We start from the raw sequence: 23,260 nt of genomic DNA, 5'->3' as shown, positions 1-23,260 counted from the left end.
AAATGAATCAAAAGAAACCGAGAGGGTATGGTGTTAAACCATCTTTCTTGGAGATTCTTTAACCCCATATAAAGTTTGTTTGTGTAAAAGATTTAAATAGTAGTAATTGGTATCTTACAAAGCTAAGACATATAATAAGCTACTGAAGTATTGCTCAAATTAGTTGTTACCGAGGAGGAACTTAATGCAAGTTGCATTAGTTGGTTTAGGTGTAATGGGTAAAAACCTTGCACTAAATCTCATTGAACAGGGTTTAACGTTAGTTGCCTACGACAGAAACCCGGACGCAGGTGCTGAGCTTTTAAGCTGTGCTCAGTCACTTGGCTTAGCTGAACGCTTGCACATTGTTTCTGACCTTGGTGATATGATCCGCCGCTTAGAAACACCTCGTTCAATTTTACTACTTGTTCCTGCCGGTGAGTTAGTAGACAGAGTGTGTTCTGATCTAGTAGAAGCGGGTGTAGATAAAGACGATATCATCATTGATTGCGGTAATAGTAATTATAAAGACGGTATTGCACGAAAACTTAAATATCAAAATAAATTTGAGTTCGCGACCATGGGGATCTCAGGCGGTGCAGAGGGTGCACGTCACGGTCCTGCGATGATGGCTAGTGGTTCAGAAGGCGGCTGGGAACGAATTATTCCTTGGTTCGAAAAAGTAGCGGCAAGCTATAACGGTGATTCTTGTTTTGCTCGTGTTGGTCAGTCTGCCTCTGGTCACTTTGTAAAAATGGTACACAATGGTATTGAGTATGCATTAATGCAATTGATCGCTGAAATATACCAACTGCTTCGACATGGCACAGGTAGAACACCAAAAGAAGTCGCAGAAGTATTCAAATCTTGGTCAGAAGGTCATTTAAATAGCTACTTATTATCGATTTCAAGTCATATTTTAGAGCTTGAAACTGATAGCCAAGAGTCATTAGTTGACCTTATTGATAACAAAGTTGGTGCAAAAGGCACAGGTCTTTGGACTGCACAAAATGCATTAGAGTTAGGTATTGCAGTACCTTCGTTAGTTGCTGCAGTTCAAGCGCGTCACTTAACCAATACCATCGATACACATGCTGCGAAAGAAATGACTTATGCATCGCAGCAAACGGCGAATATCGATATTGATTTAGATGAGCTTAAATCAGCTTTCTATCTTGCAAGCCTGCTATGTTACCGCCAAGGCTTAGCGTTAATCAAAGGTGCTTCACGTGCACACCAGTGGAAGGTAGATCTTGGTAAAACGCTACAAACATGGCGTGCAGGTTGTATTATTAGAGCCGATTACCTAGATGATATTGCTGAAGGTGTGGAATTCATCGATACGTTACAGGCAGAATCGCTAGCACTTCGCAAAGTAACAGGTCTTGCTGTGTCTTCTGGCCTTGCTTTCCCTGTATTGAGTTCGACACAAACTTACATTGCTACATTAAGCACACCGAGTAACGGTCACCTTGTTCAAGCACAGCGTGATTACTTTGGTGAGCATGGTATTAAAACCCATTCGGGTGAAACGTGCCACCTGACTGACTTAGTCGAGATTGAAGCAAAAGTCAGATAAGCTATCAATCAGAATTTAAAAGGTCAGCATCGCTGACCTTTTTTGTATCACAATAGATAGTGATTTGGTTTGTTATCGAGTTAATTCACCTCGTAAATTATCTTGCATAAGGTGTCTGACTGTTTCTAGCTCTAAGTTTTGGCTAAACAAATAATGTAGCTTTGTCAAACATGCTTCTAACGTCATATCATAACCGCTCAACACACCACAATTTAACAGCGCATTGCCAGTTGCATAGCCGCCCATATTTACTTGTCCTTGAATACACTGTGTGAGGTTTACAATCACGGTGCCATTGTCTGTGGCATTTTTAAGGTTCTCAAGAAACTCAGGTTGCTGTGGGGCATTACCAACACCGAAGCTAAGTAAGATTAAGCCTTTGATGTCTTCGGTGATGACATTTTTAACCATTTCAACCGAAATACCAGGGTACAAATATAAAATCGCTATTTTTTGAGATTGTATCGAAGTTACTTGCAGCGCTTGCTCAACATATGGGCTTAACTTTCCTTCAATCAACTGAATATTTATACCTGATTGTGCAAGAGGTGAAAGATTTGGAGAAGCAAAAGCATTGAAACCGTCCGCGTGTGCTTTTGTTGCTCTATTACCTCTGAAAAGTTGATTGTTAAAAAATAAGCTCACCTCAGCTATCGGGTAGTTTGCAGCTAAATACATTGCATTCAGCAAATTGACTTGACCGTCAGAGCGCAATTGTGAAAGTGGGATTTGGGAACCTGTGACAATAACAGGTTTAGTCAGATTCTCAAACATGAATGATAAAGCTGAAGCTGTATAAGCCATGGTATCTGTGCCATGAAGCACAACAAAACCATCGTATTGATCATATTTAGACTTAATATCATCAGCGATTAACTGCCAATGATGAGGAGACATATCAGAAGAGTCTATTAACGGACAATATTCATGAATATCAAACAGTGGCATTTCTTCTCGCGTAAATTCGGCATTGTTTTTAACGGTTTCTGTCAAATAACCAGCAACGGGAACATAACCACGTGACGACTGTTTCATACCGATTGTACCGCCAGTATAGGCGATGTAGATTTTTTTTCTTTTCATAAAAATAAGCCCAGATAACAATCTGGGCTTATTATATTCGTAAGCTTGAATTTATAACAGAGGATTAATAAGTGACTTCACACGTTAAACAGCGTGTGTAGATATGATTAGGGTCATTAAACTCGTTAACAATATTTAGTTGTTCCACAACTTGCTCTCCAAAACCACCAAATAGCTTTGATAGCTTAGCCATGATGTTGTCAGATGAGCTGTCAGTTTCAATCAACGAACTAATCATTGCAGAGCCTAAAAGGTCTCTTAATAATTGGTCTTTCTCTGAGAGCGTTTGTTCAATTGTAATGACATCAAACTCTTCAAGTTGTGCAAGAGATGCAGCTGCGTTAATCGCATCTTGCTTGTCACCTAATTTATCCACTAAGCCAAAGGTTTTAGCTTGAGTAGCAGTCCAAACGCGACCTTGCGCAACTTCGTCAACCGCTGATTTTTCCAATCCACGCTCTTGAGCAACTAAGGAAATAAATTTGTCATACGCATTTTCAACCCCTAATTGGAATACTTGAGAGAGCTTGTCTGAAATACCTCTTGATAGAGAGATATTATTTAACTCAGTTGTTGCAACACCGTCAGAGTAAATCCCCATTGAATTTAACGAATTCTCAAATGTTAAAATAGTGCCGAATACACCAATTGAGCCTGTTATAGTACTTGGTGCGGCCCATATTTCATCTGCAGACATTGCAATCCAATAACCGCCAGAAGCGGCAACAGAACCCATAGATGCAATAATTGGTTTACCTGCTTCTTTAATGGCGAGGACTTCGTTTCGAATGATTTCTGAAGCGAACATACTACCACCGCCAGAATCAATTCTAAGTACTACCGCTTTAACCTTTTCGTTCAAGCGAGCCTTTTTTAGAAGTGCGGCTGTTGAATCACCACCAATACGTCCTGCTTTCTGTTTACCGTCTACAATATTACCTCTTGCTACAATCACGGCGACTTTATTACTTGAAGGCATGTCATAACTGGGCTGGTTATTTAACGATTCAAGATATTTGTTAAAACTGATGTTCTTAAATGTTTCTCCTGAAGCGTTTGTACCAACTTGTTCTATTAGTTTGGCCTGAAGCTGTTGATCTGTTTGTAATGTATCTACCCAGCTATTTTGAAATGCATATTGCGCATAATCACCATTTACAGCCTGGATTTTAGCTAAATATTGATCTGCTTTTTCATCAAAATTACTGACTTCAAACTCACGCGCTGCGGCAATATCTGACTTGTATTGAGCCCATAACTCATCTAACCATAGCTGGTTGGCTTCTTTTGCTGCAGGAGACATATCATTACGTATAAAAGGCTCTACTGCAGACTTATAAGTGCCCACTCTAAATACATGTTGCGTTACTTTTAGCTTTTCGAGTGCATCTTTAAAGTAAAGCGGGTAGCTTGCAAAGCCTCTCAATTCAACGCCACCATATGGGTGAAGTGAGATTTCGTCAGCATATGAAGCTAAAAAATATTGGCTTTGCGAGTAATATGCACCATGCGCGATGACTTTTTTACCTGACTTTTTGAACTCAACGATCGCCTGCGCGATAGCATCAAGCTTGTTTAAATGAGCACTATGTAAAGATTTCAGATTTAGTAGCAAAACTTGGATTCGCGAGTCTTGAGCTGCTGACTTGATGACATTAACGACATCGTCAACCAAAATCTCTTTTGGTTGGTCATTACTTGAGAATACTTCTCCAAAGGCTGCATCGACTGGGTCAACGTATGTTAGTTCTTCGACTAGCGAACCGTTAAGGTTTAAGTTTAAAACAGCGCCATCAGGTACGTTTATCTGTGCCTCTTGTTGCGGGATCGATAAAATAATCACAGCAAGAAGGCCAAAGAAAACTAAGTTTAATACGAGTTTTCTCGAAAAATTTATTGCGGCCCACAGGCCTTTAAAGAATTTACCTATATAAATCAAAGCTCACCTTTATTGTCTAAATCTAATCTTTTTCATTACTTTTATAATAACTGAGTTAATTTAAGAGTGTTATACCTAAAACGTAACTAAGTATTTATAAGCTTATAGAACGTACAGTTAGACCAAAATTAAGCTTTTTTAAAAGATAATCTTTGCTAATTTGTTAAAAATTGCTAAGGTCTCATGAGGTACGACCAGTTTTGAGAAATTAATCCATGTTAGAAGCACCATTAGAATTAAAAAATACAAGGTTGCGAAATAGACTCGTTATGGGCTCGATGCATACGGGCTTAGAAGAAGGGTGGTCAAATAGAAAGAAATTGGCTGCATTTTATGAAGAGCGAGCCAAAGGCGGAACAGGCCTGATAATAACAGGCGGCTATAGTCCAAATGTACGTGGCAAGTTGACACCATTTGCATCTTCATTTAACACTGCGTTTGATGTCATCAAACACAAAGCTTACACAGATGCAGTCCATAAGCATGACGGTAAGATTTGCTTGCAATTACTCCATGCAGGAAGATATGCATATCACCCTTTTAGTGTTGCACCAAGTGCATTAAAGGCACCAATTACACCATTCAAACCAAAAGCAATGACCTTAGGGCAGATAAAAGCTACGGTGAAAAGCTTCGCTAAATCAGCGAAGTTGGCCGAGAAGGCGGGTTATGATGGCGTTGAAATCATGGGCTCAGAGGGCTATTTAATTAATGAATTTATGGCGCCACATACTAACAAGCGTAAAGACAGTTATGGTGGTAGTCTTGAAAATAGAGTGAGGCTTGCAACAGAGATTGTTGAAGCCGTTAGAAGTCAAGTATCTGATAAATTCATGATTATCTTTAGACTTTCTGTCATGGATTTAATTCCTGATGGTTCTACTACCGATGAAGTTGAATATCAGGCTAAAGAGCTAGTTAAAGCTGGCGTTGATATTATCAACACAGGTATTGGTTGGCACGAAGCGCGAGTACCTACAATCGCGAGCATGGTACCGGCCGGCGCTTTCAGAGAAGCATCAGAAAGATTGAAGCAATGGGTTGATGTACCTGTAATCGCAGTTAACCGCATAAATACGCCTGAAATTGCAAATGAGATATTAAGAGCAAACCAGTCTGACCTTATTTCTATGGCACGACCTCTATTGGCTGACCCTGAATTCTTTAATAAGTATAAGCAGAATAAATCAGAACAAATTAATATCTGTATAGGCTGTAATCAAGGGTGTCTAGATCATGTCTTTAAGGGACAACGTGCAACATGTTTGGTGAACCCTCAAGCTTGTTATGAGCTTGACTATCCATTAGAAAAAGCCTCTAAAGAAAAAGATGTATTAGTTGTCGGTGCCGGTCCTGCAGGTTTATCAGCGGCGATATATTTAGCTAAAAAAGGTCATAAAGTAAAAATTATAGAGCGAAATAGCCATGCGGGTGGGCAGTTCAATCTAGCGATGCAAGTGCCTGGAAAAGAAGATTTTAAAAAGACTTTAAAATATTTCTTGCAAGAGGTAGAGCGTTTAAACATTAATCTTGAATTAAACTGTGAATACTCACCTGATATGGATAGTAACTTTGATGATATTGTTTTTGCATCAGGGGTTAAACCGCGTGTAGCAAGTTTCCCATGCAAAGATGGCAAGCGCGTCTATCACTATGATGAAGTTATTCGCGGTGAAGTTGAAATTGGAGACAAAGTTGCCATTCTAGGTGCTGGTGGTATTGGTTTTGATATGGTTGCATTTCTGCAAGAGAAGCCTGAGCAATCGATTGAGGAATTTAAAGCACAATGGGGCATAGAAACTGAACAGCAGCATACTGCTCCTCAAAGACAACTTTATATGTTAAAGCGAAGTGAAGGGCGCTTTGGTTCAGAGCTTGGTAAAACAACAGGTTGGATCCACAGACAGGTTGCGAAACAGCATAATGTTAAACAATTATCAGAGTGTGAATACTTAGGTTTCGATGCGCAAGGCTTGAAGATTAAACATAAAGGTGAAGAGCAAACCCTAGATGTTGATACCGTGATAGCCTGTATCGGCCAGGTTTCAAATAGTGAAATATTCAATAAAGACGCGTTACCAGATAATCATCATGTGATTGGTGGTGCGAAACTCGCAGCAGCAATCGATGCTAAACGAGCAATTTTTGAAGCGCTTCAGGTTGCTCGAAAAATTTAGCCTTTGCTAAACCCCTTCAAATAAAGCCCGTCTTGAAAAAGATGGGTTTGTTCCTTTTATCGTCACTGACGAACACACAATCTTGATTATACTCAAAATGTAGACAGTACGATCTGTCGGTCTTTGTCTTGGCAATATGGCAGAGAAACAGTAATTCTTTTTAAGAACAATTTTTATATTTGGTACATATCAACTTCTTAACAGGGTTTTTCTTTATCCTTAAATCTGCTTGAAGGTGAAGGCAGTATGAAAGTGAACTCGTTTGTATGATAGCCGTTTCAAACCTGCTTACTTTGATTCATAAACTTTTTAATAGTTAGGATCAATTATGTGGCGATACACTTTTTATTTATGTTTTTACATGTTTATTGGGTGTAGTTTTTCAGTTGTTTCATCAGAGCAAACTCTTTTGAAGATCTCATCAGCATTTAATAAACAAAAAACAGAAGAGGCATTTCGACTTGCTGAAATGTTTTTCGATGAATTAGCTGGCACACCTGAGTTTGATGCTTTATATGGCAAAATTTGTCTCAAATTAAATAAAATTGATGAGGCCGTATTTGCGTTTGAGCGAGCAGTGTCTGAAAAGCCAAATGATTATAGCGCTTACTACCTGTTAGCTTTAAGTTATGCCAAACAAAAGAACCTGAACCAATCAGAGCAAACACTCAGTACCTTACTTCTACTTCCAATACCAAAAGATCTTAGAATAAATATTGAGGAAACATTACGCTTTGTAAAAAACAAAAGGCAAAGCTTAGACTCAAATATAAGTCAGCGTATTTCGCTTAACTTGGGGCATGACTCTAATGTAAATAGTGGCTCTTTAGACGACAGGGTAGTTGTATCTGGAATAGAAATTTTACTAGATGAAGCGAGCCTAGAGTCGTCAGACAAATTTGCTCGGTTTGGCTATGAGTTGAATGGAAAGTGGCAAAATACACAGTATGATGCTTGGCGATTAAATCTTAATTTGTCCCAGCAAACACATCATAAGCTGACTCAATTTAATAGAAATCAGGCAAATATCGGCTTTGGATATGAGTATGCAAAATCAACTTATCGTTTTAATCTGCTGGGACTGGCTTCAGTTATGTCACTAGATGAGGCAACTTATCAACAACAAGTTGGTATAGCTTCTAGTATACAGTTTCAGTTGTTGAAAAGTTGGGCGTTGGAAATAAATGGCAAAGCATCATTGATTAATAATGCTCAAAATGAAAATCTAGACAGTGATATTTTAGAATTTGGTTTAGGTTTCCTATACTTTGAAAAGAGCGTCTTAGCAAAAGTCGCTTTTTTAAATGGTAAACAAAATGCTGATTTACTGATTGCCAGGCATTATGGCCGTGACTACAAAGCTGCCTCTGTTTATTTTTCTTATAACTTACCTTCTCTCCATGCGTTCGTATTTAGTAGTCAATTCAAAAAGGTTGAGCATCACGACATCCATCCATTTTTTCTGATTTTGCGCGATGAGAAAATAGGAAATGCTTCATTGGAATGGCGCTATAACTTTTCCAGACATTGGCAGCTACAAACTCGCTTTAGTCATTTTAAAAAGTCGAGCAATTTAGCAATTTATGAATTCGATCGAAATGAGTTGTACTTAGGAGCTAGTTATGAGTTCTAAACAGCAGATACTTTATTTTTTTACCATGATTAGTTTTGGGTTGTTCATTAAAAACGTTGATGCAGAGCAACAGCACGCAGGAAAAACCTTGCTTGCAAAAGGGACTGTTGAGGCTATTTCTCTTGAAACGTCTGAAGTAAGGAGTTTAAAAAGAAGAACCCCAGTCTTTAAGGTTGATAAAGTTTCAACTTATCAAAAGAGCCAAGCGCAATTGAAAATGATTGATGGCGCTCTTTTGGCACTCAAAGAGAATACAGAACTACATATCGAAGAGTATTTCTTAAGTGCTGAAGGCGACAAAGGCTCTGTGGTGATGGAATTAGTCTCAGGCGGTCTACGAACCATTACTGGTAAAATAAAAGGTAAGTCAGAAAACTACAAATTAAAAACACCAGTAGGAAGTATTGGGATAAGAGGCACACATTACGAAGTAGAATTAGTAAATGGTGAATTATTTTTGGCTGTTTGGGATGGAACGATAGAAGTATCAAGCAGTATGCTTTCAGAGCCCCTTATTCTTGGCAATGATGGTACTCACGCATTCGCAAAAATATCTGATGTTGGTGAAGTTAAGCCGCTATTAAAACCACCAGCTGAGCTTAGCCCACTTTCAGGCCAAGTAAAAAAAGACACAGAAAATGAGAAAGAAAAAATTACGGAATTAGTGAGCTCTGTTAATTCTGAAAAGCCAAACATTGGGCTCGCTACTCAAAACAATCAACAACCTTTAAATACTGAAGGTATAAAAAAGGTCATTGAAGATACCAGTTTTTTAACCGAAGAAGTGTTAGATACTTTCGCAGCAGAGGATACAGAGTCTTTGTTGGCTGAGCGAACTGGTATTATCGAATACTCTGACGTAGAGCAATTTGCAATCACATCAAGTAATGGCGCTGTAAGCGACTTCTCAATGCGTATCAATGTAGATTTTGACAATGGCACAGTCCCCTTGGGTGAGATGTCATTCTCAGATAATGGCGGCGAATGGTTTGCAACGTTTAATGGATTAATCAACACAAATGGCATGCAACTCGGTGTTAATTACGCGAGTCATGGGCAAAATTTGGCAGATGGAGATATCAAAGCACAATTCAGTGATGAACTAAGTAAAATTAGAGGGAATTTCAGCTTATATGAAATTGACAATATAACGACCACTTCGAGTGGTTTATTCGTTATTAAAGAGAAGTAGGTTTATAAGATGAAAAAAATCACTCAACTTTTTTGTCTGTTACTATTAACTTCACTTTTTGGTTGCGGTAGTGAGAGTGGTTCAGAGCAACCCATATCTAATACAAGTAATTCTGACGACATTCAGTCCATTTCCTTACCCAATCAGATACATCCTTTTCCTTACAAAAGAATGGTCAAAGGCAATGCCTTTAGGAAATCTCGACTTGTGTCTGCAGACTTCATGAATTCGAAAGCACAAATAAACACCCCAAAAAGTGGCGATATTATAAAGGGAAATATAACTGTCACAGCAGATCAAATTGAAGATGAAGAGGGCATAAAAAAAGTTTGGTTAGGTTTTTCACAAAGTGATAAAGCATTTCTATTATGTAGCGAGAATTGCACATCACCTTACCAACTTTTTGAAACAGGCATTAATCCATACAATTTCAATCAATCACCGGGCTCAATACAGCTACAAATTTGGGTTGAAGACTTACAAGGTAACGTGTCTATAGCACAAAACCAACAGTTCAACTGGTTACCTGAAAAAGTCATCATGCGTGAAAGCATAAGGGAAGATGACTCAGTCACATTAAATTGGTTAGCATCATCAAGCATATTACGATACAACGCTTATTTGTCTGAGTCACCCATAGATGATTTATCTGACTTTATTCTGACTGATCCAAACCAACGTATGATATCCATCACCAAGAACTCTCATGTATTTGAGAAGCTATCCGCGAGGAAAAACTATTATGCGAGAGTGACAGGTATTGATGGTAGTGGTGAGAGCGCCTTTAGTGAAAATATACTGATCTCGGCGCAAGAAGTTATTTTTCCAATTGCTGTAAATGATGAATTTTTAATTGAACAATTTGAGTCATTAAGTGGAAATTTACTAACAAATGACCAAGATAATGGCCTGTCCCCAATTATATTAGAGCTTACGCCATTAATTGCCCCAGAGCATGGTGAGTTGAACTTGTTTGAAAATGGTGATTTCACCTACACGCCACAAAATAACTTTTCTGGCATAGATAGTTTTAAATATAGAATTATAAACCCACAAGGTCTTACATCTGAGGCGATTGTAACGATTACAATAAAGCAAATAAACACAGCACCAGTTGCATTATTCAATGAGTTTCTAGTTTCAGCAAACAGTGAATTCCGAGTCATTTCAAACGCTCTCATACTCAATGATATTGATTTTGATGGGGGGCAATTATCTATCAGTACTATACCAGTTAACGATGTTGAACATGGCACTTTGCTTTTAGATAGTTCAGGGTCATTTAGCTACACGCCCGAACAAGGGTTTATTGGTGAAGATTCTTTTACTTATCAACTTCAAGATGGACAAGGGGGGGAAGACACCGCAGAAGTAAAACTTACTGTTGTTGAAGAAGTAAATCAACCTACTCACGTGAGTGTAAATGATGATTACTTACTAAATGAAGATGAGGTATTGATAATTGATTCGCCTGGTATCTTAGGTAACGACATTGGAGAAAATCTAGAGGCATATAATTTATCTATATCTCAAACGACTATGAATGGCGTTTTAGAGTTATCAGCATCTGGTTCATTTAGGTATTTCCCAGATGAAAATTTTTATGGCTCTGATTACTTTATATATGAACTTGAAAACGCTGAAGGAGTAAAAACATCAGCGTTCGTATTGCTGAATATCAGCGCAGTTAATGATGCACCTATCACGCAAAATGATGATATAACAGTCAGTCAAAATCAGTCTATCTCTATAGCCGTTTTAGAAAACGACTATGACGTTGACAGTGAAATAGACAGAGCAAGTTTGCAGATTATCGAGCAAGCGACGCATGGCGATGTAACATTAAACCTAGAAACAGGCACAATTGAATACAAAAGTGCCACAGATTTCAGAGGCCAAGATCTCTTTAGTTATGTTGTTTCTGATACAGAGGGGTTAGAGTCAAATCCATCAACAGTCTATCTTGATGTGACGGGTCCAAATAAAGCACCGATTGCTATGAATGATAGTGCTGTGACTCAACAAGACACGTCGATTGAAATAAATATTCTCGATAACGATACAGACATTGATGGTACTATTGATTTGAATACCATCAAGCTAGTAACTGAACCACAAAATGGTACAGCAAAATTCTCTGTTGAACTAAGTAAACTGATTTATATACCTAAAGACGGTTTTTATGGTACAGATGCTTTAGCTTATAGCTTCCAGGATAATGAAGGTGCTTCTTCAAATGAAGCCACAGTCGCTATTACTGTCACTAGAGTTAACAAACCGCCTATAGCCATTGATGATAGTTTTGATGTGGATGAAGGCACTGCGCTTGAGCTGAATTTACTACAAAATGATTCAGATACCGACGGCGCCATTAATATTTCAACAATAGAAGTAATAGACACTGCCCAATTTGGTGATCTAGAGGTTTTATCTTCTGGAAATGTGTTATACACAAATACTGACCAAAGCACTTCAATAGATAGTTTCACATATAGGTTTAAAGATAATGAAGGTGTATTTTCTAATAGTGCGACTGTGACGATAAACATTATAGAAGTAGATACTTCTCCCATTACACAGAGCGATAGTACTGAAACATTCAAAAATCAATCTATAAGTTTAAATGTTTTAAATAATGATGATTTCAGAGGAATAGCCATCTCAGAATCACCTTTAATCATCGAAACTCAGCCAAGTCATGGTGAAGTTTCAATCGTGAACCAAACAGGCGAAATAAATTACACACCTAATTTCAATTTTGTCGGTAACGACACATTGAGCTACAGGGCAATAAATAGTAAAGGTGAAAGTTCACTGCCAACTTCTGTAACTATTTTAATTAATAATAAAAACTACACTCCGACCATTGAAGCTTTAGTGGTCGATATAACAACAGAATTTAATCAAGGAGATATGATCGCAACGATTACAGCATCCGACCCCGACAATGATGACATTGTTTATACGTTGTCAGGAGACTCTGCAGCATTATTTACCGTAAATAACATGGGCCAAGTTACTATTGGTGATATTGAGACAATCATCGCTAATGGAGATGCGCAATATAGTGTCGTGACTAAGGTATGTGATGTGATTGATCCTCCACTGTGTGCTGAATCAACACTAACAGTAAATGTTGAAGAGATCTTACCCATAGAAATAGCCGTCCTTAATAGCGAGTTTGCGAATGCAGGCATTGCTTCAATTAATTTAAGAGCATCACTTGAGCACCATGAAGTGGGTAAAGCCATTACAATTTCTGACGGTAGTATATTTATAGCTTCAGGCGTTGGTCATTACGACGAAGCTCAAGGTAGAAATATTCACAGAGCAGTTGTAACAAAAGTTACCCCATCTGGTGACATTGACAACAGTTTTGCTCAAGAGGGGGTATTTGAAACGGATTTAGGTATTCAAGTTGATGGCTTACCTCAAAATGTTGTTGCACAAAATTTAGTCTTTGATGATGTAAATAAATTTATTTATGTTTCAGGTTATATAGATCAAGTTAGCTCCCAAGACATCTTCATAATGAGATTGACTGAGCAAGGGAAGCTGGATACAAGTTTTGCGAACACAGGTTATTTTATCGTAGCTTCTGATACGGGTAAAAAAGCGTCTTCAGTAAACTTAATACTTGATTCGAATGTACTCATTGCATTAATTAATGACACCACAAGTATCGATGGTGTTGATCTGACTGAAGCTAGGCTTATTCGTTTTGATTTATCGAGTTTTTCGGTATCTCACAGTACATCTCTCGTAGTAGATGTTGGAAGTGAAGCCAGTGGATTTACACTGTTATCAGAAAATAAATTAATGGTGTTTGGCAACACTAATAATTCGAGCAACAATTCAGATATTTATTTAGCAAAAATTAATACCACAGATCTGTCATTAGACAGCAATTTTCAAAACGCTGGCTATCTTCAGTTAGATTTAGCCAATCAAAATGTAGACAACAGAGTTAAGTCACTGATTGTCTTACCTGATAATCAACTGATGCTGACAGGTGACCATTTAACTTTTGCAGGTGACTTCTCAGCACCAAGTAAATATAGCCTCTTTTTGTTAAAAATGGCTCAAGACGGTAATCTTGATACGACTTTTAATGAGTTAGGTTATCGTATTTATGCTGTAGAAGACTTGCCTACTCATGATAGCGATAATGATTTGTTAACTTTAAGCGCCCAAGGAGTAGATTTAAAAGCCGTGTCGGACTCCTTATATGTCACCATTAATCGCGAGATTTATAGTAGTAATAAAGCAGTGCATTTAATGAAGGTTGGACTTGACGGAGTAATAGATGCGAATTGGTCTGCACCGTACTCAGGGGTAACAGCTTATGATATTGAAGGCATAAGGAGTCATGGCACTTTATCAACCACTTCTGCATTAGTCTTGTATGGTCATAATCACGGTAATATTGGGTATAACTACTATGCGAGTCAGTGGCTTGCAAAAGTAAGTTTAACTGGTGGATTAGACACTGAATTCGGTTATCAAGGTCAAACGACTTTAAACTCTTCATCTTCTGATGAGGTAGTCATTGCTAGTGCGAAACAAAGCGATGGCGATTTACTCCTTGCCGGACATGCCCTTAATTGGCAAAACGAACGTGTCCCTTATATTTATAGCTTAGACTTTACTGGAAATGTAAATCAATCATTTGGCGAACAAGGTTTAAGTAGGCTGAACTTCTACTCAGATGCTAACACAAGGTCTTTATCTGTTAACGAAGATGATTCACTGTTTTTAGTCGGTAACGAAAGTGACAGCTCGGCATTTATTTCAAAATTGACCTCATCGGGCAAACCTGACAATTTCTATGCCCATGGAAATGACGTCAGTTATTTACCGTCCTCAGATTTTATCGCTGAATCAATTAAACCTTTGTACATACACGAACTACCAAGTCAGGAGCAATTATTATTAAGTGATATTTTTGATGGCTGCATTACTAAATCAGTTGGCGTTTATTTATCTTCAACGGGAAGTAAGTTATCTGATTTTACGTTTGACCCACCCTCAGAGTACGAATGCACAAACACAGCGTTTAAATTAGATGAAATCAAAGTCACGGATACTGGAATATTTGGTATTGGCGCTGATGGTCAATCTTATTCAACTCCACGTATTGTTATAGTGAATGTAGATAGTGAGGGTAATTTAGTCCCTGAATTTGGAGACGCGGGTATTGCTGTTATTAATGTCGGGGCATTGCTCGGTGAGGAGTTATCAGTAAATGGTTATTCGCTTGATTCATCAGGAAGTTTTTATATTTACGGGCAATTAGCTTCAACTAACTTCATCGTAAAAGTGAATAGTTTAGGAGAGCTCGAGACCGCTTTTGCGACAAATGGCATCTTTAATTATAGTAATTATTCGGATGATTTAGTTGCAATTAAAAAGGTTGCTTTTGACTCGCAAAATAGATTGATGCTTTTCTCGCAGTCACAAATAAGCAATGCAATTTATATATCAAGATTACGGCTTGATGATCCGCCAAACCTATTAGATCTACAGTTTAATGAGTCAGGTTTCCAATTACTAGATATTGATACCGCTGACGAACTTATTGATGTTCAATATCATAATAGCAATGACAGCTTCTTACTCGTACTACAAGATACTATTAACAAAAGAATCAGTGTGGCCGCTATTCAAATAACTGAACAATAACAGGAGTTTTTGATGAAATTAACCTTTTATGGTGTTAGAGGCTCTGTGCCAACTCCTGGGCAAGACACAGTTAAGTATGGCGGTAATACGACCAGCATACTATTAGAAAATAAACGCTCTGATTTTTTAATTTTAGATGCAGGAACGGGCATTAGGAACCTAGGAAAGGACATTCAAAAATACACTAATGATATATATATTTTGCTAAGTCATAATCATTGGGATCATATTCAGGGCTTTCCTTATTTTACACCTGCTTATATGCCTGAAAAAAACATAAACATAATACCGGGCTTAACAGAAGAACATGAGCCAAAGGCTATTCTTAAGCAAATGAAAGGAAGCTTTTTTCCAATAAATTCAGATGAGCTTTTAGCAACTATTACAATCACTCCGATAAAAAACAATTCTTGGAAATATCAATCTTTTCAGATATCACGTTGCAGAATGAACCATCCAGGAGGGGGAAGCGCTTATAAAATTATTGCTGATGACAAGTCGATTGTTTATGCAACTGACAATGAATTATTTCCCCCTTACCCAGTTGCTACCACTTTTGAACAGTGGGTTCAGTTTTGCGCTAAAGCAGACTATTTAATTCATGATGGGCAGTACTTACCTGAAGACTATCCTTTCAAAAGAGGTTGGGGGCATAGTCAGATACAACATGCATTAGATCTTGCTATGCAAGCTCAAGTGAAGAATTTAGTCCTTGTAAGTCATGATCCAGATAGAACAGATGAACAAATTGACAAGTTACAATCTGAGTTACTGCAAGGTGAATACCCATTTAATATTCTATTTGCTTATGAAGGCTTAACGCTAATATGAGTGTGAGAGCAAATTGGTCACAGTACAAATATCAATGGCTTAGTGGTCTATTTATAATAATTTTAAGTATCTTCATACATCTTTCTTTTTTAGTTCCTGGCAGTGAGCAGGGCGACTTTTTTAAGCGACTAGAAGGCTTAGCTTATGACTTAAGACTTCAGGCAACTTTAACAATGCACCCTAAACGCGCTTTCTTACCAATCATTATTGTTGATATCGATGAAAAGAGTATTAAAAAGCTTGGTAGATTCCCATGGAGTCGCTCTGTCGTTGCGAAGTTACATAAAAAACTGGTAGATGCAGGTATTTCCGTCATTGCTTACGATGTTTTGTTTTCTGAGCCTGAAATAAACCCGATTGATAGGGTAATCAATAAAAGTAAGAATGAGATACTTAATAACGCCCTAAGTGAGATTAGAGACAACTATGACGCAGATAAAACATTTGCTTCTGCTTTATCCGAAAGTGACTCTGTAATAGGTCTATTGTTAGAGCACAATCAAACTTTGCAAGTTGGCACGATGCCAGAATCAGTTTTTCAAAGCGATGTTTCATTTGAAGCATTACCAGCCCCAGAATTTTCTGGTTATGTGGCCGGCCTTGACCTTTTACAACAAACTGTACTTGGAAATGGTTTTATCAATAGTGCGCCTGATGAAGATGGGTTCGTAAGATACGCTATGTTGCTGGCAAAGCACAATGGGCAGCTTTATCCTTCTTTATCTCTTGAAGTCGCAAGGCTTTATACCTTATCAGATAATATAAAAGTTGAGTCGACAGAGTTTGGTGATGACTATACGATCACTGGGCTAAAACTTGGTATGGAAACAATTCCAACCGATGACTATGGTAGAGTGGCGATTCCTTTTAGAGGTCCTGCATTTAGTTTTCCGTATGTTTCTGCAACTGACGTATTAGATAGTAAATTTGATGCAACTTTATTTGATCAATCTATTGTGTTTGTTGGTACATCCGCAGTCGGTCATGCTGATTTAAGAACAACCCCTGTCGGGGTTCAATATCCAGGTGTTGAAGTCCATGCAAATCTATTAGAAGGATTAATCTTTCCAGAGTTATTACCAAGTAGACCTGATTGGATAGACGGTGCAGTAGTTTTAGTACTTCTAGTTGTTGGCCTTTTAGGCGTTTTTGTTTTACCAAAACTCGAACTGACAGGTATTGTTGTATATTCGTTTGTTTCTATCAATTCGTTTTTATCATTAAGTATTTATGGTTGGAGTCAGCATTATTTAGATTTTCCTCAAGTCTCGATTTTAGCAATGTTGATCCTTCAAGTAGTCGTGCTGGGTAGTTTGAGTTTTCTAAACGAACATAAGCAAAAGATTCAAATCAAGAATATTTTTGATCAATATGTTCCACCTGCCCATATTCAATCGATGTTAGATAACCCCAAATCGCTGTCTATGTCTGGAGAAAAAAGATATATGACGGTTTTATTTGCAGATATTCGGAATTTTACTGCTATTTCAGAGCAGTTAAATGCATCAGAGCTCAAAGCGTTGCTTAATCTTTATTTTACTCCCATAACGCAAATCATATTTAAGCATGAGGGCACGATTGATAAATATGTTGGTGATATGGTTATGGCTTTTTGGAATGCACCTCTAAAAGTGAATAAGCATGAACAACACGCAGTCTTATGTGCACTCAAAATGCAGCGTCAAGTTCAAGCATTAGAAAGCGAACTTGCAAAACAGAATATGCCAAAACTAGAAATTGGCATTGGCATTAATTCTGGTGATATGAATGTCGGGGATATGGGGTCAGTTTATCGTAGAGCATACACCGTAATAGGCGATGCAGTGAATTTAGGATCAAGATTAGAGGGTATAACTAAATATTACGGCGCAAAAATACTTGTAAGTGAAATTACTTACTCAAACTGTAAAGACATCACTTTTAGACCTATAGACAGAGTTAAAGTAAAAGGAAAAGAAACGGCAGTTTCTATCTATGAGCCTGTGGGATTAACAGCGGAATTAGATTCTGAAAGAATTAAAAAAGTTAATTTACATAAAAAAGCATGGGCTTCATATTTAAAACAAAATTGGGATGAATCATTACAAGGATTTACTACACTTATGAATAATCATCCAGAAGAAAAACTTTATGGGATTTTTTGTGAACGAATCAAAAATCTTAGAATGTCGGATCTGGATGAGGATTGGGATGGTAGCTATAAACATGTTACTAAATAAGGTTTGAAAATGACCCAAGCGATTTCTGAAAGTCCAAATACGATTGATGCAAGTGACAGTCAACTTGCATTAGAGCACTTATTAAAGTTAGCAACTGATCTCGCTTCTGAACGTTGCACTGAACGTTTGCTAGAAAATATTTTGTTGAGTGCCATGGCCCTGACTGGGTGTGATGGAGGGACCATATATTCAGTAATAGAGCATGAGTACTTAGGATTTGCGACATTAATTAATAAACCGCTAAATCTTCATTTAGGTGGTACTTCAGACAAAGACATTCCGTATTCACCCATTCCCATATTTATCAATAAAAAACCGAATGAAAAAGCACTTGTTTCAATATCGGCAGCAACTAGAAAGCCCATTTGTATTGAAGATGTCTATGCGTGTGCTGAATATGATTTAACCGCGGCTAGGCAAATGGATGAAAAAACGGGTTATCACACGCAATCTGTTTTAACTATCCCACTCGAAAACCACGAAGATGAACTTAACGGGGTTTTACAGCTTATTAATCCTAGAGTAAATGGACAAGTTGTGCCTTTTACAAATGCACAAGTTAATTTAATCAGTTCAATTGGTGCTTTGGCGGCTGTGGCGCTCACCAACAGGCAGCTTATTGATAATATGGAAGAGCTGTTTCAGTCTTTTACACGCTTAATTGCAAAAGCCATTGATGAAAAGTCTCCGTACACTGGTGGTCACTGTAGGAGGGTGCCTATATTAACCATGATGATTGCTGAAGCCGTTCATCAATATCAAACAGGCCCTCTTAAAGACTTTACAATGAACGACGCTGATAAACATGAGTTGTCAGTGGCTGGCTGGTTACATGATTGTGGCAAAATTGCTATCCCAGAGTCCGTAATGGACAAATCGACAAAGCTTGAGTGTACTTTCGATAGAATCGATCTGATAAAAACCAAAATCGAAATAGCTAAAAGAGATGCAGAAATTACTTATTTAAAAAATAAGCTTGATGCAAAAGGCCGTGGTATCGAAGAGCTCGCACAGTTAGAAGGTGATTATCAGCAAGAAATTGATTATCTAGAATCTGAGCTGTCATTTTTAAAGCAAATAAACTTAGGAGGCGAGTTTATGTCTGATACATTCAAACAACGTGTATTAGACCTTGCTGAGCGCTTTACTGTGACAATCGATGGAGAAGTTCAATCGATCTTGTCAGACAATGAAGTCTACAATTTAAATATTACTAAAGGCACGTTAACAAATGAAGAAAGAGACATAATCAATAAACACATGGATATTACCATATCTATGCTTGAAGCTTTGCCATTTCCTAAACATTTAAAACGTGTTCCAGAGTTTGCTGGTGGCCATCATGAAAAGATGGATGGTACCGGTTATCCAAAAGGGTTAACGAGAGATCAAATGTCAGTACCAGCAAGAATGATGGCGATTGCTGATATCTTTGAAGCTTTAACCGCCGCTGACAGGCCTTATAAAAAGGCAAAGCCTCTCAGCGAGTGTTTAATGATTATGTCGAAAATGACGCAGCATGATCATTTAGATCCAGACTTATTTGAGATCTTTTTAAAGTCAGGCGTTTATCTCAATTATGCGAAGCAGTTTTTAAAACCTGAACAAATCGACCATGTTGATTTAAGTCTATTCACAACAAACTAGTTCACTTAACACATAAAGAGGAGGGGGGATGCTCAGATTAGGGTTTATTCCATTTTCCTATTATGTCATCGCTGATTGCTTTGATTTTCACAGTCATAAATCAATCAGCGCAGAAGTATTATTTAAACAGATCAGATTTACAGGCCTTGAAGCCTTGTCTCTCATTTTTACGATCTCTTTTGTATTGAGCGTTTTAATCATATCGCAGGGTTACCCAATCCTCACCTCTATAGGCCAACAAGCATTGATATACGACATACTTATAGTCAGTATTGTCCGTGATGGCGGGCCATTTATTGTTTGCTTTATTGTTTTGGCACGCTCAGGTACCGCAATCACTACGGAGCTTGGCAATATGGTTGTGGCAAAAGAAATGGATGCACTCAATGCAATGGGGATTTCACTCATTTCATATCTTATTGTCCCCAGAGTCTTGGGTATGTTTTTTTCAGTTATTTTATTGATGAGCTATTTTGTGTTAGCTGGCACCTTAAGTAGTTTTCTTACTGTGTCACTGTTTAATCATATGCCTTTGGTGCGTTTTGTAAGTGAACTTTTAAACCAACTCACGCTTGTAGATTTGATCATAATGTTTGCTAAGGTTGTTTTATGTGGGTTGTTAGTTGCGCTCATTTCCTGTTTTCACGGTTTAAAAGTGAATAAAGCTATAACAGAAGTACCGCAAAGGAATATAAAAGCAGTTGGTCAAAGTTTAACTATAATTTGTATAGTCCATTTAGTTTTGAGTTCGACCCTATTACTTGACTTAGGTGTGTTATGAACCTTTCATTACGAAAAATACATCATAAACTGCAAGGACGAGATGTTTTTAATGATTTGAATTTAGAAGTTCACTCTGGTGAATGTTGTGTAATTAAAGGTGTATCGGGCTCTGGTAAGTCGCTACTGTTTAGTATGCTCTGTGACATTGTCAGACCACAAAGTGGCAGTGTTGTATATAACAATGTGTGTTTACCAGATATGGATAAATCGCAGTATTACAGTTATAAAAAACAAACAGGCGCTATTTTTCAACTGCCAGCACTGATCTCAAACCTGACTTTAAAAGAGAATTTACTTTTACCACTTAATCAATTTTGCAAAGATTTAAGTTATCAAGACAAACTTAAAATCATTGAATCTAAATGTGAAGAAATAGGGCTACACAATCAGTTAGAACTAAGAACTGACCATTTATCAATAGGTATGGCATCATTAGTAGGTGTAATAAGGGCAACTATACTTCAACCTAAAGTTATTATTTGGGACTCACCAATCTGTGAAGTCGACAGTAATTGGGCGGACTTTGAAATAAATCTGATAAAAAACTTAAATAGTTCAGGAGTAACTCAGATCCTATTTTCTAATAGACGGGTTATTGCAACCCTTGCTGACTCAGTTTATCAGCTTAAATCGGGTTCTTGTTATGCAGCATAACTTAGCGAAAGAGCATAAATCAGTGATTGTGTTTGTATCAATAGGTGTTTTGTTTCTAGCTATTACGATTATTTCTGTATTGAGTTCAAATTATACTTTTGCAGATAAAAAACAATTTTATACTGAGCTTGATGATGCGCTCGGTTTAAAATCTATGCCTCTAATTTATTTTAAGGGTATAGAAATAGGCCGAGTTGAATCATACGACTTTAATTTCGAAACAAAAAAGATCAGAGCTGAGTTTTGGATCTTATCAAAATACATTCCACTATTAACAAAGTATTCTATTTTAAAAAGCGAGCAGCACCCGATATTTGACGAGGTTTACTCGTTCACACTTTATACGCCTGAGTTCTCTTACGGTAAGGAAGATGTGCCAGAGATAAGAGAAGGGATGCTAATACTTCATGCAAGCAGTGATGCCGCAAAAGCCCTTGAAGCTTCACATGGGGCTATATTACCCAAAGATGACCTTGATTCTATTCTTGAAAATATAAATTCGCTGCTTACCAATCTTCAAAAAGAAGATAACCCAAACGCAGGATCTTTATTTAGAGCACTTGACCGAGTAGCAAAAATAAGTGAGCAGTTATTACGGATCACAGACTCAATAGAAAAAAGCGGCATCGTAACTAAAGCAGATCAAACCATTGAGCAAACAGAAACGTGGTTAAAGACACTCCCTATTATTGCTGAGAAATTAAATGAATCTCTAGTTAGAGTCGATAAATTATTGATCACTTCTGACTCAGTTATTAGCAACTATAAATCGCCAGATGAACTGGTCAGCAGAGTAACAAATAATCAGCTGCCATTGGTTTTGGGTAACATTAATCAAAACTTAGACCTGGTCAAAGGCATGTTGTCTGAGGTACATACAGAAAGAGCACAATTGATGATGACTATTTATCAAAGCCAACAAGTGCTGTCTGAGCTTGAAAAAACATTACAAGCATTAAATAACAATCCAATTTTAAAAGGTGGGATTAAAGAGGTTGATAATGCGCTTACGGTAGAAGTGCAATGAAACATTCAATAGTAATTACCATATTACTTATTTTTTTAGTTGCATGCTCTCAAGTAACTAACGAAAAAAAAGTAAATAATGAAGTGAATAAACTAGCATTAACTTGGTATCAACTTGCAGAAAAAAACCGAGTTAATCATGAGTTTTCAAAAGCGTTAAAACACTATAAGTTGTCGTATGAATTTTCATTAAAAAGAAACAACTTAAGGTTGCAATTGTTTATTCTGGCAAGGCAGGCGTTAGTATTCAGTCAACAAGGTAAGAAATCGCATTCACTAGTAAAGTTAAGTTCAGCAAAAGAGCTTCTAGCACACGAAATTCCAGAGACCTCTGAAGAATTTAATATTTTGCAAATAACAGTTCTAAAACACCTTGGACAACATGAAGAAGCGCTAGAACTATTAAATTCAAGTAAGACATTTTTTAAAACAGAAGAACAAAAGATATATGCAAATTGGTTGCAACAAGAACTTGAGACTGAGGCAGATAAGCAAAATTCAAATAGGGATTTATCAAGCAATTTAGATAACGATTTCAATTTTCTTTACACGCTATACGAAGATAATAAACTCGCAAATTTAGAAATATTAACTTACGTGGGCATACGATATCTGAAATTACTTTCTGATAATCAAAAACCAGAATTACAAGCAGCGTTAAGGGATATGTTACGTTTCTTTTCTGAACAAGAAAATGGGGCTAAAACAGCGCAGTGTTATAAGATCGCAGCGAATTATTACAGCTCAGTTGGTGCAAGTGATAAAGCCAATTACTTTTCAAAAAAAGCAAAGACAATAGAAGCTTACCTAATAAACTAAGTTTTAAATCGAATAAG

Annotated in this window: 14 protein-coding genes; 12 read left to right on the top strand and 2 right to left on the bottom strand. The window is 37.4% G+C overall.

The genetic code is table 11. From position 1 onward, the window contains the following. The first annotated feature begins 184 nt into the window (after positions 1-184). Positions 185-1,558 carry an NADP-dependent phosphogluconate dehydrogenase gene (gene gndA / locus AAEU28_RS01200; RefSeq protein ID WP_421962613.1) on the top strand — a complete coding sequence of 458 codons (1,374 nt, stop codon included), beginning with the start codon at positions 185-187 and terminating at the stop codon, positions 1,556-1,558. Positions 1,559-1,630: 72 nt separating this feature from the next. Here gndA and ansA read toward each other — a convergent pair whose 3' ends face one another. Both ansA and sppA read right to left on the bottom strand, forming a co-directional pair. Beyond that, positions 1,631-2,641, bottom strand: a complete 1,011-nt coding sequence (ansA, locus tag AAEU28_RS01195) for an asparaginase (protein ID WP_421962612.1) — start codon at positions 2,639-2,641, stop codon at positions 1,631-1,633. Positions 2,642-2,705: 64 nt separating this feature from the next. Next, positions 2,706-4,580: a signal peptide peptidase SppA gene (sppA, locus tag AAEU28_RS01190; protein ID WP_421962611.1), complete on the bottom strand. Its 1,875-nt coding sequence runs from the start codon at positions 4,578-4,580 to the stop codon at positions 2,706-2,708. Positions 4,581-4,795: 215 nt separating this feature from the next. On the opposite strand from sppA, the gene AAEU28_RS01185 reads away from it, so the two are divergent. From AAEU28_RS01185 to AAEU28_RS01135, 11 genes are all read left to right on the top strand, one after another. Further along, on the top strand, positions 4,796-6,757 hold the full coding sequence (locus AAEU28_RS01185) for an FAD-dependent oxidoreductase (protein WP_421962610.1): 1,962 nt from the start codon (positions 4,796-4,798) through the stop codon (positions 6,755-6,757). 328 nt (positions 6,758-7,085) lie between these two features. Further along, entirely contained in the window at positions 7,086-8,390 is a 1,305-nt protein-coding gene (locus AAEU28_RS01180; protein WP_421962609.1) for a tetratricopeptide repeat protein, read from the top strand. Beyond that, entirely contained in the window at positions 8,380-9,582 is a 1,203-nt protein-coding gene (locus AAEU28_RS01175) for a FecR family protein (protein ID WP_421962608.1), read from the top strand. The genes AAEU28_RS01180 and AAEU28_RS01175 overlap by 11 nt, the downstream gene beginning before the upstream one ends. Before the next feature lie 222 nt (positions 9,583-9,804). After that, positions 9,805-15,264 (top strand): Ig-like domain-containing protein, encoded by a 5,460-nt coding sequence (locus tag AAEU28_RS01170; RefSeq protein WP_421962607.1) that lies wholly within the window; start codon positions 9,805-9,807, stop codon positions 15,262-15,264. A gap of 12 nt (positions 15,265-15,276) precedes the next feature. Beyond that, a complete protein-coding gene (locus AAEU28_RS01165) occupies positions 15,277-16,095 on the top strand; it encodes an MBL fold metallo-hydrolase (RefSeq protein WP_421962606.1) in 819 nt (272 codons plus the stop codon). Further along, entirely contained in the window at positions 16,092-18,314 is a 2,223-nt protein-coding gene (locus AAEU28_RS01160) for a CHASE2 domain-containing protein (RefSeq protein WP_421962605.1), read from the top strand. The genes AAEU28_RS01165 and AAEU28_RS01160 overlap by 4 nt, the downstream gene beginning before the upstream one ends. 9 nt (positions 18,315-18,323) lie before the next feature. Then, positions 18,324-19,961 (top strand): HD domain-containing phosphohydrolase, encoded by a 1,638-nt coding sequence (locus tag AAEU28_RS01155; protein ID WP_421962604.1) that lies wholly within the window; start codon positions 18,324-18,326, stop codon positions 19,959-19,961. Positions 19,962-19,989: 28 nt separating this feature from the next. Further along, positions 19,990-20,742 (top strand): ABC transporter permease, encoded by a 753-nt coding sequence (locus tag AAEU28_RS01150; protein ID WP_421962603.1) that lies wholly within the window; start codon positions 19,990-19,992, stop codon positions 20,740-20,742. Then, positions 20,739-21,398, top strand: coding sequence for an ATP-binding cassette domain-containing protein (locus AAEU28_RS01145; protein WP_421962602.1), 660 nt, complete (start codon positions 20,739-20,741; stop codon positions 21,396-21,398). The genes AAEU28_RS01150 and AAEU28_RS01145 overlap by 4 nt, the downstream gene beginning before the upstream one ends. Further along, complete coding sequence (locus tag AAEU28_RS01140) at positions 21,388-22,425, top strand: MlaD family protein (RefSeq protein WP_421962601.1); 1,038 nt, start codon at positions 21,388-21,390, stop codon at positions 22,423-22,425. Before AAEU28_RS01145 ends, AAEU28_RS01140 begins: the two co-directional genes overlap by 11 nt. Beyond that, the gene (locus AAEU28_RS01135) at positions 22,422-23,243 is read left to right on the top strand and encodes a hypothetical protein (RefSeq protein ID WP_421962600.1); all 822 of its coding nucleotides are present in this window, start codon (positions 22,422-22,424) and stop codon (positions 23,241-23,243) included. The genes AAEU28_RS01140 and AAEU28_RS01135 overlap by 4 nt, the downstream gene beginning before the upstream one ends. Positions 23,244-23,260: the final 17 nt, after the last annotated feature.

It is taken from the genome of Pseudoalteromonas sp. SS15 (assembly GCF_049257195.1).
Lineage (GTDB): Bacteria > Pseudomonadota > Gammaproteobacteria > Enterobacterales > Alteromonadaceae > Pseudoalteromonas.
This window is presented reverse-complemented; position numbering and strand designations above follow the sequence as displayed.

What these genes read in the sequence shown, in the direction of transcription:
- ansA (WP_421962612.1), bottom strand. Translation starts at nt 2,641, where the DNA reads ATGAAAAGAAAAAAAATCTACATCGCCTATACTGGCGGTACAATCGGT.
- gndA (WP_421962613.1), top strand. Translation starts at nt 185, where the DNA reads ATGCAAGTTGCATTAGTTGGTTTAGGTGTAATGGGTAAAAACCTTGCA.
- AAEU28_RS01185 (WP_421962610.1), top strand. Translation starts at nt 4,796, where the DNA reads ATGTTAGAAGCACCATTAGAATTAAAAAATACAAGGTTGCGAAATAGA.
- AAEU28_RS01160 (WP_421962605.1), top strand. Translation starts at nt 16,092, where the DNA reads ATGAGTGTGAGAGCAAATTGGTCACAGTACAAATATCAATGGCTTAGT.
- AAEU28_RS01155 (WP_421962604.1), top strand. Translation starts at nt 18,324, where the DNA reads ATGACCCAAGCGATTTCTGAAAGTCCAAATACGATTGATGCAAGTGAC.
- AAEU28_RS01165 (WP_421962606.1), top strand. Translation starts at nt 15,277, where the DNA reads ATGAAATTAACCTTTTATGGTGTTAGAGGCTCTGTGCCAACTCCTGGG.
- AAEU28_RS01150 (WP_421962603.1), top strand. Translation starts at nt 19,990, where the DNA reads ATGCTCAGATTAGGGTTTATTCCATTTTCCTATTATGTCATCGCTGAT.
- AAEU28_RS01180 (WP_421962609.1), top strand. Translation starts at nt 7,086, where the DNA reads ATGTGGCGATACACTTTTTATTTATGTTTTTACATGTTTATTGGGTGT.
- AAEU28_RS01145 (WP_421962602.1), top strand. Translation starts at nt 20,739, where the DNA reads ATGAACCTTTCATTACGAAAAATACATCATAAACTGCAAGGACGAGAT.
- AAEU28_RS01135 (WP_421962600.1), top strand. Translation starts at nt 22,422, where the DNA reads ATGAAACATTCAATAGTAATTACCATATTACTTATTTTTTTAGTTGCA.
- AAEU28_RS01140 (WP_421962601.1), top strand. Translation starts at nt 21,388, where the DNA reads ATGCAGCATAACTTAGCGAAAGAGCATAAATCAGTGATTGTGTTTGTA.
- AAEU28_RS01175 (WP_421962608.1), top strand. Translation starts at nt 8,380, where the DNA reads ATGAGTTCTAAACAGCAGATACTTTATTTTTTTACCATGATTAGTTTT.
- AAEU28_RS01170 (WP_421962607.1), top strand. Translation starts at nt 9,805, where the DNA reads ATGAATTCGAAAGCACAAATAAACACCCCAAAAAGTGGCGATATTATA.